The organism is Flavobacterium sp. A45 (assembly GCF_002001005.1).
GTDB lineage: Bacteria > Bacteroidota > Bacteroidia > Flavobacteriales > Flavobacteriaceae > Flavobacterium.
Genome location: NZ_MUNX01000089.1, coordinates 1 through 14,054 on the forward strand (window position 1 = coordinate 1; position 14,054 = coordinate 14,054).

General features: G+C 35.5%; 10 protein-coding genes. 1 reads left to right on the forward strand and 9 read right to left on the reverse strand.

Features of this window, described 5'->3' with window-relative positions:
- Positions 1–180: 180 nt before the first annotated feature.
- The 8 genes from B0E44_RS10815 to B0E44_RS10850 form a co-directional block, all read right to left on the reverse strand.
- On the reverse strand, positions 181–1,449 hold the full coding sequence (locus B0E44_RS10815) for a YeiH family protein (protein ID WP_077374351.1): 1,269 nt from the start codon (positions 1,447–1,449) through the stop codon (positions 181–183).
- A 33-nt stretch (positions 1,450–1,482) separates the two neighbouring features.
- Positions 1,483–2,565 (reverse strand): formylglycine-generating enzyme family protein, encoded by a 1,083-nt coding sequence (locus B0E44_RS10820; protein ID WP_254423283.1) that lies wholly within the window; start codon positions 2,563–2,565, stop codon positions 1,483–1,485.
- Between the two features lie 258 nt (positions 2,566–2,823).
- Positions 2,824–3,549 (reverse strand): thioredoxin domain-containing protein, encoded by a 726-nt coding sequence (locus B0E44_RS10825; RefSeq protein WP_077374697.1) that lies wholly within the window; start codon positions 3,547–3,549, stop codon positions 2,824–2,826.
- Positions 3,530–4,588: a sterol desaturase family protein gene (locus B0E44_RS10830; protein WP_077374357.1), complete on the reverse strand. Its 1,059-nt coding sequence runs from the start codon at positions 4,586–4,588 to the stop codon at positions 3,530–3,532. Before B0E44_RS10830 ends, B0E44_RS10825 begins: the two co-directional genes overlap by 20 nt.
- 194 nt (positions 4,589–4,782) lie before the next feature.
- Positions 4,783–6,729 (reverse strand): arylsulfatase, encoded by a 1,947-nt coding sequence (locus tag B0E44_RS10835; RefSeq protein ID WP_077374360.1) that lies wholly within the window; start codon positions 6,727–6,729, stop codon positions 4,783–4,785.
- A 17-nt stretch (positions 6,730–6,746) separates the two neighbouring features.
- Positions 6,747–8,219, reverse strand: a complete 1,473-nt coding sequence (locus B0E44_RS10840) for a RagB/SusD family nutrient uptake outer membrane protein (RefSeq protein ID WP_077374363.1) — start codon at positions 8,217–8,219, stop codon at positions 6,747–6,749.
- Positions 8,220–8,239: 20 nt separating this feature from the next.
- Complete coding sequence (locus B0E44_RS10845) at positions 8,240–11,371, reverse strand: TonB-dependent receptor (protein WP_077374366.1); 3,132 nt, start codon at positions 11,369–11,371, stop codon at positions 8,240–8,242.
- 779 nt (positions 11,372–12,150) lie between these two features.
- Positions 12,151–13,005, reverse strand: a complete 855-nt coding sequence (locus tag B0E44_RS10850) for a leucine-rich repeat domain-containing protein (protein WP_077374369.1) — start codon at positions 13,003–13,005, stop codon at positions 12,151–12,153.
- 184 nt (positions 13,006–13,189) lie between these two features.
- On the opposite strand from B0E44_RS10850, the gene B0E44_RS10855 reads away from it, so the two are divergent.
- Positions 13,190–13,678, forward strand: coding sequence for a DUF1761 domain-containing protein (locus B0E44_RS10855; RefSeq protein WP_077374372.1), 489 nt, complete (start codon positions 13,190–13,192; stop codon positions 13,676–13,678).
- A gap of 62 nt (positions 13,679–13,740) precedes the next feature.
- Here the strand turns inward: B0E44_RS10855 and B0E44_RS10860 are convergent, their stop codons facing one another.
- Positions 13,741–14,019 carry a 4a-hydroxytetrahydrobiopterin dehydratase gene (locus B0E44_RS10860; RefSeq protein ID WP_077374700.1) on the reverse strand — a complete coding sequence of 93 codons (279 nt, stop codon included), beginning with the start codon at positions 14,017–14,019 and terminating at the stop codon, positions 13,741–13,743.
- Positions 14,020–14,054 lie beyond the last annotated feature (35 nt).

The following is a 14,054-nucleotide window of genomic DNA, read 5'->3' on the forward strand; positions in this document are numbered from 1 at the left end:
ATAAATATATGTCCTACAAAAAAAGTGCAACAATTCAAAAAATGAATTATTGCACTTACAAAAAAAAATCAAGTATGACCCAAAAAACCAATTAATTCTGTTCCGTATGACAAACAGAATTAATTTTACTGTACAACCTAAGGAATTGGTCATTCTCCTCAGCTAATTTAGACTCAATCATTATTTACCAAATAAAACAAAGGCAATGATTAAAGTAATAACAACATTGAAAGTCTGTGCTATTAAGAAAGCATAGAACGGTTTTTTACTGTTTGAATTGAATAAATCTTTAAAGTTTGTTTCCAAACCAATACTTGTAAAAGCCAAGGCAAACCATATACTCTGAAGATTTTTCAGGCTGTCTTTTACAGCATCTCTAGTTTCTATTGAAACTAGAAATGAAAAAACCAATGAGGCAACTATAAAACCAATAACGAACTTTGGAAAACGTTCCCAGATAATCCTCAAAGTTGGCTTATCAACCTCAACATCCGATGAAGTATTCTTAGTGTATGTCCAATAAAGGGATATTGCAAATGCCGCTATTCCTAAAAGCACATTCTGAGAAAATTTTACAATTGTGCTTATTTTTAAAGCAGTTTCTCCTACCAGCGAACCAGATGCAACAACAGCTCCCGTAGTGTCTATACTGCCACCGAGCCAAGCGCCAGTTACTTCTTCTGAAAAGTTAAAATACTTTGCAATCATTGGCATAAAAATCATCATGGGGATAGCTGTTATCAACACCATAGAGATTACATAGGAAAGTTTCTTTGAATCCCCCTTTATGGCGCCAGATGTTGCGATTGCCGCCGAAACTCCACATATAGAAACCGAACTCGATATCATCATGGCGAGTTCATCATCCACTTTTAATTTTGTGCATAACCAAAATGCAAAATACCAAACCGACAAAACCACCAACAAAGCTTGTATCAATCCCAAAGAACCCGCTTTTAGAACATCCGAAAATATGATAGTGGTTCCTAACAATATTAGACCAATTTTGACAAACAATTCAGTTGAAAGCGAAGATCGAAACCAACTTGGAAGCGCGAAAAAATTACTGATGAATAGACCAATAAAAAGACTAAAAATAACGGCTTCCAGATTGTATGCTTTTACTTGTTCATTTCCTGCAATAATCAATGCTATAATGGTTAAAAAATATACGGCTGGAAATCCAATCAGGAAATTCTTAACCGATTTTCCAGTCAATAAAACACCAAAACTCCCTATAGACAGCAGATAAACAAACTGCTCTAAAACTATTTTCAAATTTCCGTAACCAAACACATCAACAACAAGTTCGTCATATTTCACCCATTTAAAAACAGGCACCGGAAGAATAAAAACCGAAAGAGACAACCCAATAATCAGGAAACCTAAGATTACTACTGTCCAATCTTCGTGAATGGCAAATTGTTTTGTATTTGTATTTTCAGACATTTTAAAAAAATTTTATTTAGATCTTGAACTATATTATTTATCCTTCACGCATCGAAATCCCAAGTGATTACAAGCACTTGTGGTTTCTCCTTTTCCTCGGCTTCCTGCCACATACCGAATGCAATATTGATCGCTGCATAAAAAAGAACCTCCGCGCTGTACGTGTTTTTCAACTCCGGGCTCTTCGGGATCATTACTGGTCGATGGCCCTTTTGGATTATAAACAGCACTATTTTTATAATAATCATCACGGTATAAATCGCTGCACCATTCCCAAACATTCCCTTCCAAATCATAGATTCCAAAAGGATTTTTTGGAAAAGATTTCACTGGTGCGGCACCTGCAAAACCATCTTCCACTGTATTCTCGTTAGGAAAAGTTCCCTGAAAAATATTGGCAACCCATTTTCCATTCGGTTTCAATTCCGTTCCCCAATAATATTTCGTTTGAGATCTCCCTGCTCTTGCGGCAAACTCCCATTCGGCTTCGGTTGGAAGTCGTTTCCCCGCCCATTCTGCATAAGCCTTCGCATCAACATAACTAATTTGAACCACAGGATAATTATCCAAGCCAACGATACTGCTTTCAGGCCCTGTTGGATGTTGCCAGTTGGCTCCGGGCACATATTGCCACCATTGTTGCATATTCTCCAAAGAGACTTGACCTGCAGGAGGCGAAAACACAGCAGAACCCGGCACTAAATTTTCAAGTGGAACACCCGGATAATCATTTGGATTCAGAGGCCTTTCTGCTATTGTTACATAATTTGTTGCTCGTACAAAAGCGGCAAATTGAGCATTCGTTACTTCATGCTCGTCAATCCAATATCCTTTGACACTTACTTCATGAATAGGCTTTGCATCGGGATAATCATTAGTTCCCATATTGAAATTCCCTGCCGCTACCCAAACCATACCATTGGTTGAAGTAGCAACAGCGTTCCCTTTGGAATTATTACTAATGGACTGTAACAGCAATGCTTTTTTGGAAGTGTTTGCCTTGCAAAAAGTTTGACACTCTTTTGAGGCAACAACAGCAACAGCTTTACTCTCTTGCGCAAAAATTGAACTTAAACCAGACAAAACAAATCCAGTTATTAAACTATATATTTTCATATTTTTATTATTCATCATCCGTCTCCCCGAAAGTGCAATGCAATTAAATTTAAGCCCAAACCTAACCAAAAACTTTCTCCGAATTTCTAACAGCCTCTCTATTATTTAAAGAAATCACATTTATTGCTCATCATGTAATTCACTTTGCCTCTTCGATATTGCTGTAATCTCCACTCGGTCAAAATAACCAAAAAAAAAGCTTAATTTAATTTCACTCTCTATCACTTTCGGGAGCAACTGATGATTTTTATCTTACTATTATTGATTAACCAAAGCTAAGTCAACATCCTTTTTTAAATCTCCCAAACCTTCTTTTTTGAAAATGATTTTTCCATTTTTATATAATATCAAAGTTGGAAAAACCTTTACCGTTTTTAAATCGGCTATTACTTGCGGACTTTCTTCCAAATCAATTTCGACAATTTTCAAATTAGCTCCATATTCTGTTCTGATAGTTTCCAAAACAGGTTTCACTTTTTTACAGGCACCACAATATTTCGAACCAATATCAACCAAAACGGTGTTGTTATCGGCAATAATTTTATTGTATTCTATCAATGTCAATTTGCTTTTTAAATTGGTATAGAAAGGCTTTCCAGAACCTATCCAAGCAGCAATTCCCCCTTGTAAAACATGCATCTCAGAAAAACCGTTTTTTAATAATTCTTTTGCCAATTGACCGCTTCTTCCAGCACCAATAGAATAAATGAACACTGGTTTAGATTTATCCAATGCAGTCACATATTTTGTATAATTCTCCGTTTCCAAATTAAAATTAACTGCACCATTAATATGATTCAGCGCAAACTCTTCAGTACCTCGCGCATCAATTAACTGCGGATTTTTTTGCTCCTTAATTTTTGCAGAAAAGGAATCTATTTTTAAAGTAAATACATTTTTATTTTGGGAAAAACCAGCAATTGCAACTAAAAACACAATTGCTGTTATTCCATTTTTAACTGATTTAAGACTGAACTGGTTCATATACATCTGAATTTGTTAAGACAACATTTTTATTTTGAGAAATTGGCAAAGCAATAACGCCTTCCGCTAATGGGCTTCCCTCTTTTTTAGATTTGAATATTGGCCAAAGGAACTGTGCATACCATTCTTCCTGCTTGTACGATTTCGTTCCGTAGGACTTCGGGAATTTTCGAGTAATTAAACCCGTTCCAAAAATCACGTCCCATAGGAAAAACATATTTCCGAAATTTCCTTTAAAGTGACCAACACCATCACCGCTTGTATCAGCATGATGTGCGTGATGTGTCGCCGGAGTAGAAATAAGTCGCTCTAAAACCCATGCAATTGGATGCAATATTCTGTATTTGTAAAACGGTTTATCCCAAGCAATACTAGAGTGTGCTGCTAAAGTGATGGTGCTTTTTATAACCAAAACAAATAAAGCCGGAATTCCTAATCCTAAATAAGTCAAGGTTGCTGTCAAATAAATTTGAGAGAAAAACACGGTGTAAAGAAAGTTTTGTCTGGATGCCATCGCCATTCCCATATAAGGAGCTGAGTGATGCGTTCTGTGAAAACGCCACAAGAATGGTACTTGGTGGTGCAAACGGTGGTACCAATATTGCGTTAAATCATCAGCTATCGCAATTAAGAAAAAACCTCCCCAAAACGGAACCCATGAAAGTGTATTAGCCAAATTTGGAATTAAATAAGGTAAAGCCGTTAAGCTAAAAAAAGCAGTAACAGGAGGTAAAAGCAATTTTGGTGCTAAAAAACAAACAACATCGATTTTACGCTCACTTCCTGTCCAATGCTCATCGTATAAGCCTGCAGCAAATTCTACGATTCCTAAAACAATTGCGAATACAATAAATCCCCAACTTCTGATGTTGGTAAAAATGGGCTGTAGAAATTCTAAATAAGAGGGTAATGTAAGATGCGATTCTGTTACAATACCGTTATTCAGTTTAAAATAAAGGTAAATTGCCAATACTGGCAAACTATAAATAAAAAGACTAATCCCTAAGTCTCTTTTCAGTTTTGTTGTATCTAATGCCATGATTTCTTACTTTAAAATTTGATTTACTAATGTTAAACCTCCAGCCAAAATGACTAATGGCACTAAAAACACGATTATCCCAACGACAATCTTTTTTCCTATTAATTGAAAATCTACTAGTTTCATAATTTTTGATTTATAAGAATCAGGTCTTTTCTAATTAAACTAAAAAGACCTGAATTCCAAATTAAATATTAATTGGTTGTTCCTGATTGTGTTCCTTTATGAATCAATTCCTGAAGGTTTTGGTTTTTATCTCCTGTAGGGTTATGTATTCTTCTGGCAAATACGTCTTGCCAATCAATTAACGGATAAAGGTTATTCTCTTTGGCTTGCTCATCAAACAATTTTTTAAGTTCCTCCAATTTTTCAGGATACTTTTTAGCCAAGTTAACACGCTCGTTAAAATCCTCATTCAAGTTGTACAATTCCCAAACATCAGTATCAAAATTGCTTGTTGTTGGTTTTTCATTTTTGCCCAACGAATTTTTTAAGGCAAAAGAATCCGGAAGATGTGCCGCTGCAGCTTTCCAACCCTCTTTGTAAATGGCTCTGTTACCAAAAATATAATAGTATTGTACTTTGTGTAATGACTCGGCTTTAGCATCATTCAGCGAAGCATACAAAGAAGAACCCTGAATAATATCCTGTTTAATTTCCTTGATTTTTTCAGGCGCTTTTATTCCGGCAATTTCCAATGTAGTAGGAAGTATGTCTGTTACATGGCTATATTGGTTTCTGATTCCTCCTTTTTCTTTAATCCCTTTTGGATAATGAATAATCAATGGATTACGAGTTCCTCCTTCTGAATGTGCATCTTGTTTCCAATTTTTGAAAGGGGCATTGGTGGCTTGTGCCCATCCCAAAGGGTAGTTCGTATTTAATCCTTTTGCAGTTCCAATTTCTCCAATGTTATTTAAATTATCCTGAAGGTTTTTTTCATCAGAAACCCCTTTAGCAAAAAGATTTTGACTAATTGTGCCTTGAATAGTACCTTCTTTACTTGCTCCATTATCCCCAATTGCAACAAAAATCAAGGTGTTATCCAATTGATTGCTTTCTTTTAAATAATTTACCACTCTTCCAATTTCATGATCCGTATAGGTAAGGTATCCAGCATACACTTCCATAAATCTGGCATATACTTTCTTTTGGTCTGGAGTCAATTTTTTCCAATCCGTAATTAGTGGATTGCGTTCCGGCAATACTGCATTGGCAGGAATCACGCCCAATTTCTTTTGATTGGCTATTACTTTTTCACGGTAAACATCCCAGCCTTCGTCAAATTTTCCTTTATATTGATCACTCCATTCTTGGGCAACTTGATGTGGTGCATGAACGGCTCCTGGTGCATAGTATAAGAAGAATGGTTTTCCCGGTGCCGCTTTTTGTTGTTTGGTAATATAACTAATGGCCTTATCGGTAATTTGATCAGTCAAATGTCTTCCGTCTGGTTTTACATGTGCCTGATCTTCTACCAAATCAGGATTGTATTGATCGGTTTGAGAGCCTAAAAAACCAAAGAAATGGTCAAATCCTTTGCCTGTTGGCCATCTATCAAACGGTCCTGCATCAGTTGCTTCTTCATCCGGTGTTACTCCATATTTACCAACCGCAAAAGTGTTATAGCCATTCTCCCTTAAAATCTCGGCAATCGTTCCTTTATCCGATGGTATTCTTCCGTCCCAGCCTGGGAAACCTGCCGATAAAATAGTATGTGAAAACCCGCTAACGTGAACTCTTCCTGAATTTCTTCCTGTCAATAACGCCGCACGTGTTGGAGCACAAATTGCCGTGGTGTGAAAATTCGTATATCGAAGTCCATTATTTCCCAAGGCATCAAAAGTTGGTGTTTCTATTAAACCTCCAAAAGCACTGGAAGCACCAAATCCTACGTCATCCAGCAGAATCCAAACTACGTTAGGAGCACCTGCAGGTGCTTTTACCGGTTCTGGCCAATATTCTTTTGAATCCGCTAAAGTTTTACCTATAACTCCTTTGTAGTTGGTATCTGGTTTGTTTTGGGCAAAACCAAATTGTGTCACAAGTAAAGCTGTAAGCAAAAGTCCTTTCTTAGGACTTTTTATTTTTGGTGTAAGCGACAGTGAACTGTCAAAGTAATTGATCTTAAAATTTTTCATAGTTATATAGTTTTTGATTAGTAACCAGGATTTTGCGGTAATCCAACAGGATCTAAATTTCTCTCACTTTGCGGAATTGGGTACAAATTATTTCTTTCAGAAACAGAATTTTTGGCAGTTACCTTTTTCACTTCGGTAACCAAAGTTCCCCAACGCACTAAATCAAACCATCTTTGCCCTTCCTGAACAAATTCTTTTTTACGCTCTTCACGAATGGCATCCCTTAATTGAGAAGCTGTAAGACCTATTAAATCCACAGTTGCATCCGGTGTCGTAATTGGCTTTCCAAAAGCTCTTCTTCTTACCTGATTCACAAGTTCATGAGCTTCTAGAGTTGCGCCTTCTTTTTCATTAATGGCTTCTGCAAGAGATAATAAGATATCCGCATAACGGATTATTGGGAAATTAATAGCCACATTCCCTGGTGTAGCTAAATTTGTCAAGTCGAGATATTTGCCAAAAATTGGTTTTGGAAAAGTATACAGCGTTCCTGTAGCCGGATTCAATAATTGTTTTTTATAGCTTACATCTCTTCTGGTATCGCCTGCAGCATAAATATCATAAAACAAGGCTACATCCGAAATAATATCTGCGGGTTCAGTCGCAGTAAATCCGGTAAATGAAGTTGACGGAAAAGTACTTCCGCTCGAACCATTACCTGCTAGATTTGGCTCGAACTGAACAGAAAAAATGTGCTCTTTACCATTCTTTTTTGTTTTAGTAAATATGTCCTGAAAGTTTTCAAATAGCGCATATCCGTAGCCTCCATTTATAACCTCTTTACTTTTTAGAATAGCATTTGACCAATCTTTTCTAGTTAAATATACTTTGGCCAAAATAGCTTTTGCCGCACCCGATGTAGCTCTTCCAGCTTCATTGGCAGGATAAGTAGCAGGCAGACTTTCTGCAGCTGTCAAATCCGAAATAATTTGTGCATAAACTTCTTCTACTATAGCTCTTTTTGACTTTAAACTCTCTATATCAATAGAAGTTTGCTCATGCAAAACGATTGGAACACCTCCCCAAAGACGTACTGCTTGAAAATACAACAGCCCTCTGATGAATTTGGCTTCATTAATCAGTCTGGTTTTTATAATCTCTGAACCAGCAGCTCTGGGAATATTATCAATAGCTATATTTGCTCTGTTGATACCGTTATAGATTTGGCGCCAAGCTACCTGCACACGATCTGATGTTGCATCATGAGTCAAACTGCTCATAGCTCTTACCTGCGGATTCGTTGCAGATACTCCTGCTGCAGCATAATCAGATCCCATGTCGGTCAAGAAATAAAGATTTCTTCCAAATAAACTCTGTTCACCTGGGTCAATATTCAAAGAGGCATACACTGCAGTTACACTAGCAACAGCATCATCCTGCGATTTGAAGAAATTTTCTTCGGTTATAAAAGAGGTTGGCGTTACCTCCAAGTCCGTGCACGATACAAACAATCCTGCACTTAATATGAATGTTATTATTATCTTTTTCATTGTTAAATATTTTATTATACTTAGAAAGTTACGTTCAAGCCCGAAATGAATGTTTTAGAATTTGGATAAGCACCAAAGTCAATTCCAGGATATAAATTGTTTTGTTCATAAGAACTTACCTCAGGATCATAGCCTGTATATTTCGTCCATGTAATTAAGTTTTCGGCAGATACGTATATCTTAATGCTCTTTGTTCCAATTTTTGAAGAAATGCTTTTTGGGAAAGTATAACCTAAAGTAATTAGTTTTAATCTCAAGAAAGAAGCATCTTCCACATAACGCTCCGATACAATTCCAAGCGGAGAACTCGATGCTCTTGGGATTTCATTGCTTGGATTAGTTGGAGTCCAACGATCTAATAAAGTTGCTGCTGCATTAGTTCCAAGAGTAGAAATTTCCAATTGCTGATTTAGAGCGTTAAATATTTTACCTCCATAAGCACCTTGGAACGAAAAATTCAAATCGAAGTTACCGTAAGAAAGTGTGTTGCTAAAACTTCCAACAAATTTAGGCTGTGAACTTCCAAGATCACCTTTATCAAGAGCTGTGATTACTCCGTCACCATTGGTATCTATGTATTTTCTGTCCCCAACTTTTGTATTGGCAAGACTGTTAATTTTTGGCTGTGTATTGATTTCCTCCTGAGTCTGAAAAATCCCGTTGGTTTTGTATCCCCAGAAAGTTCCAAGAGGCAATCCAACTTTTACAGTTACTGGCTGCTGCTGTAGTAAAGAACCATTTGGCACTATCGGAAAAAATTGATTCACTCCATTTCCTATTTCCAGTACTTTATTTCTGTTGGCAGAAAAGACAAAATTAGAATTCCATGAAAACGTTTCTGTTTTTATATTTTCGGTTATCAGACCAATTTCAATCCCTTTGTTCTCCACACCGCCAATATTCTGAAGAACGGTAGCATATCCTGAAGTCAATGGAACTGGCACATTGATAAGCAGATCATTTGTTTTTTTATAATAGGCATCAAAAACAAAATTTATTTTTCTGTCCAATAATGATAAGTCTAAACCGATATTATACTGATCTGTTTTTTCCCATCTCAAATCTGGATTTGCCAAACGGGTTGGTGCCAATCCTGTTTGAATTGTACCGCCAAAAGCATAATTAACTGAACCTATAGAAGCTAATGAAAGATAATTACCAATTTCCTGATTTCCTGTAGTTCCTGCACTCAGTCTAAGTTTCGCATCAGTTACAACTTTAATATTTTTGGCAAAATCTTCTTCGGTGATGTTCCAAGAAAATCCAGCTGAAGGAAAATAACCCCAAAGTGATTCTGAACCAAATCTTGAAGAACCATCAGCACGCGCTGATACTGTTAGATTGTATTTCCCTTTATAAGAATAATTTGCTCTGGCAAGCCAAGATTTCAGTACGCTTTCGAATGCTTCCGAATAAGGTTTTACAGCCACACCATCCTGAAGTGCATTGTAAGTATTGGAATCATTAACAAAAGTATTTGCTCCTGCATTCACCACTTCTCCCTGAGTATATTGAAGCGTATATCCAGCCAAAGCAGAGAATTTATGATCTTCTCCAAAATGGGTATTGTAATTCAGTGTGTTTTCATTCAATACTGAACTTACCAACCTGTCACCAACAGAGGCTAGCCCTTTGGTTGGAGCACCAGTAGTAGTATTTGACGGTGCATAATAATTTTGTTTGGTATTAATTACATCACCGCTTACAGCAACTTTGGCCGTAATTTCTTTGTTGATTTTGTATTCACCAAACAAACTAGTCAAAATTCTGTTGATTTTAGTTTCGTTTACGGTGTTTTCTAAATCATTAATTGGATTGGGTACATAACCGTTAACTGAAGTAGCATAAGGATTATTGGTCACATTATAGCTCCCGTCATCATTCCGGATTGGAACTACCGGCGCAGTTAGCAGGATACTAACCAATGGATTGGGATTTCTGCCGGCTGTAGTACCGCCATTAGTTCCTACTCCATTTGATACCGAATTACTATAATTAGCATTTACTCCAAATTTAAAAGCCTGAGAATAGTTTCTTTCGTAATTGGCACGAAGCGAAATTCGTTTAAAATCAGATCCTATTACAATTCCTTCCTGATCAAAATAACCGGATGAAACTGCATATCTGGAGCGGTCATCCCCGCCTGAAAATGTCAATTGGTGGTTTTGAACCGGAGCAGCAGCATTAAAAGCCGCCGACTGCCAGTCATATCCTCCTGAAGTTTTAAGAGCTTCAATTTGGGCAGCTGAAAAAGAAGGCGCTTGACCAATACTTGCCTGGACATCATTACGCAGGCTTGCCCATTGGCTCGCATCTAATAAATCTAACTTTTTTGAAACATTTTGAAATCCAATATATCCCTGATACGAAATATTGTCCTGTCCTTTAGTCCCTTTTTTAGTTGTTATAAGTACGACACCATTTGCACCGCGGGAGCCATAAATCGCAGTTGCCGATGCATCTTTCAATACATCAATAGATTCAATATCGGCAGGGTTTATTGTTGACAGTACATTCACTCCAGCTCCTGAATATGTTACTCCGGCAGTACCATTGCTGTTGTCATTATAGATTAAAACCCCATCCACAACATACAGCGGTTCATTTCCTGCTGTAATTGAATTCCCTCCTCTAATACGAACGCTGGAAGTTGCACCCGGACGGCCTGAACTTTGAGTTACTACAACTCCGGGAATCGCTCCACGCAATAAATTATCTGCAGAAGAAGTAACCTGTGCTAAATTTGCTTTTGGGACCGATGATATTGCACCTGTGATATCTTTTTTCTTTTGAGTTCCATATCCTACAACCACCAGCTCATTCAACTCTTGAAGATCCTCCTCCAAATTGATAATAAGCGGGCTTCCGTCTGCAACGACTTCAGCTTTTTTATAACCAATATAAGTTATGATTAAGGTGTATGGAAATTTTTGTCCGGTTTGAAAATAAAATTTACCCTCTGCATCGGTTACCACTCCGTGAGTGGTTCCTTTAATAATTACAGAAGCTCCTGCTACTGGTAAATTTGAAACTTTATTAAGTACTGTTCCGTCAAGTTTAGACTGGATAAGCGGTTTAGTGTTTTGGGCATAAATCCCGACTGAAACCAGAAAAACACCTAGCCATAAAAGATTATATAATATTTTTTTCATTACTTTGTTTTGGTTTAATAAATAAGGAGTTTGAAAACTGATTTAATCAATTTTCACTTTCCGACTAACGATAACATTTTTTTAAGCCTGCCATTTCTGTTGCCGCAGAAATGGCTTTTTTTTTATCTACAACAACACATTCGTTTTCTCATTTTATTTCTTTTTGATTAGTATTAGTATTTGAATTGAATATTATTTTGAAAAATCCATAAGACAACAGTCTAAATAATTTATATCGAATTGAATAAATTATTTTGAAATTGAAAATTGTAAAATGGAATAAATCGAAGACTTTAACAGCAACAACACATTCGACGAAGAGTGTCGAATGAGATAGATCTTTGCATGATCAAAAAAGGGATGTTTTTGATTGTCTTCACAATTTTAGTTTTAGTATTAATATCGTTTTTTAAACTCTACTATTTCTATAGACAAAAGTAAGTTAAAATTATTAATCACCAAAAAAAAATATAACTATTTACTAAAAAAATGTTAATCGCTGTTTATTAAACTGATAAAGCACTATAAACCAACACATTAAATATTTATTTAAATAAGTAATAATGCCAAAAAAAATATTAGCAGGTATAGTAAAAGTTGTTTTTTTAAGCCCTAAACAAAACCTAAGCTTGAAAAAAATCAAATTTGGAACCTAAAATTGCAACAATAAAGGCTGCACAAAAAAAAACGCAATAATTTAGAAACTAAATTACTGCGCTTGGCAATCATGAAAAACTATTATTACTAACTAAACAAACCCTGTTTTTTGTTTTGGCTACTTATTCATCCGCAGCTAAAACACCTTTTTCGTTTTTTGAAACTTCCAATTCGAAAGCAACTCCATACTCATTAATCATTGTAAGATTGAAATCTTCTTTTTGGGCTAAAGCTTGAGAAACACCACCCGTAAAAGAATTATATGATAAATTCACACTTTTCAAATTATCTAATTTGGCAATAGTGTACGGAATATATCCATTCATTTTATTGTCAAACAAACTCAAATTTTCAAGTTCTTTTAAATTTTCAACGTTCCAACTTATCTGTCCCGAAAATTTATTACTACTCAAGACCAACTCTTTTAGATTCTTTAATTCATATAATGAAGCGGGAAGTGGACCCGATAATTCATTATTGAATAATGACACCATTTCCAATTCTTTTAAATTACCTATTTGACTAGGTAATTCTCCTGAAAGCCTATTCATAAACATCATTATGGTGTGTAAATGTGGTATATCGCAAATAGAACTTGGTATACTGCCAGATAGTTTATTAAACGAAAGATTTAATTCTTTTAAGTTTTTCAAATCCCCAATCTTTTCAGGGATTGTCCCCGAAATCTGATTTTTAAATAGGTTCAGTACTTCTAAATTTTTCAACCCAATTATTTCAACAGGCAAATTACCAACAAGATTATTATTGGAAAGATTGATGCCTATTATTTTATCGTTTTTAATTGTAACTCCATGCCAAGTTGAAACTGGCGCTTTCAAATCCCACTTTATTTTCCATTGGCTACCATTAGTACTTTCAAATAATTTTTCCAATATTTTTTTCTCAGAATTCGGAACATTTGCTAATAACGAAATCGAAAATACGGCTGTAAGAAATAATGTAATGAAATTTTTCATGATTTTTATTTTACAATTATAATACAAAAATAACTCTTAAATCCATTTAAATGCAAATTTTATCGATAAAATACACAATAATCTTAAAATTGTAAACTTTATACTATTTAATTGTATTTATAAAGCTCAAAATGCATATCAAAAAATTAATTATATTTGATGTATAACCTTAAAACCTTATATTATGGAAATGAATTGGATTGCAGTTTTTGTAAGTGCATTAGCAACATTAGTAGTTGGATTTATTTGGTATAACCCAAAAGTATTTGGAACTGCCTGGATGAAAGAAACCGGTCTCACAGAAGAGGAACTTGCAAAAGGAAATATGCTGAAAATATTTGGACTGACCTATATTTTCTCTCTTATGATTGTTATAATAGAATCGTCATTAACCATTCATCAGTCAGGTGCGCTCGGAATGATTGGAGGACCAATGAAAATTAATGAGGCACTTCCATCTTTCAATGCTTTTATGACTGATTATGGAACCGCTTACAGAACATTCAAACACGGTGCTTTACATGGATTTGTGTCTGGTTTGTTTTTTGCTTTCCCAATGATTGCAATAAACGGTTTATTCGAAAGAAAATCCTGGAAATACATTTGGATTCATGCAGGATATTGGATAGTTACTTTGACCATCATAGGGTCTTTGATTTGCGGTTGGGTCTAAATTATAGCTATAAAATAGATAAGCCTTATTTCTATAACACAAAGAAATAAGGCTTTTTTTTATTAGAACAGACCCTCAATCTGAGTGGCTAATTCAAAATCTTTAGTGGTCACTCCTCCAGAATCATGTGTATTCAAACGAATATTCACTTTATTATATACGTTAAAAAGTTCTGGATGATGATTCATCTTTTCGGCCAATACACCAACTTGGACTATAAAACCAAGTGCCTGCGTGAAATTCTTAAATTTAAAATCCTTTTCTATGGCGTTTTCCTTGAAATGCCAATCTTTTAAGTTTTCCAAAAGGGGGCTAGCTGATTCCTCCGTAAATGTTTTCATAACCATTTATTTTTTATAAAGTTAAGAAAAAGATT

Bases quoted from the DNA above. Each gene is read 5' to 3' on its own strand.
- B0E44_RS10840 (WP_077374363.1), bottom strand. From the start codon at position 8,219: ATGAAAAAGATAATAATAACATTCATATTAAGTGCAGGATTGTTTGTA.
- B0E44_RS10825 (WP_077374697.1), bottom strand. From the start codon at position 3,549: ATGAACCAGTTCAGTCTTAAATCAGTTAAAAATGGAATAACAGCAATT.
- B0E44_RS10820 (WP_254423283.1), bottom strand. From the start codon at position 2,565: ATGAAAATATATAGTTTAATAACTGGATTTGTTTTGTCTGGTTTAAGT.
- B0E44_RS10845 (WP_077374366.1), bottom strand. From the start codon at position 11,371: ATGAAAAAAATATTATATAATCTTTTATGGCTAGGTGTTTTTCTGGTT.
- B0E44_RS10850 (WP_077374369.1), bottom strand. From the start codon at position 13,005: ATGAAAAATTTCATTACATTATTTCTTACAGCCGTATTTTCGATTTCG.
- B0E44_RS10855 (WP_077374372.1), top strand. From the start codon at position 13,190: ATGGAAATGAATTGGATTGCAGTTTTTGTAAGTGCATTAGCAACATTA.
- B0E44_RS10860 (WP_077374700.1), bottom strand. From the start codon at position 14,019: ATGAAAACATTTACGGAGGAATCAGCTAGCCCCCTTTTGGAAAACTTA.
- B0E44_RS10815 (WP_077374351.1), bottom strand. From the start codon at position 1,449: ATGTCTGAAAATACAAATACAAAACAATTTGCCATTCACGAAGATTGG.
- B0E44_RS10835 (WP_077374360.1), bottom strand. From the start codon at position 6,729: ATGAAAAATTTTAAGATCAATTACTTTGACAGTTCACTGTCGCTTACA.
- B0E44_RS10830 (WP_077374357.1), bottom strand. From the start codon at position 4,588: ATGGCATTAGATACAACAAAACTGAAAAGAGACTTAGGGATTAGTCTT.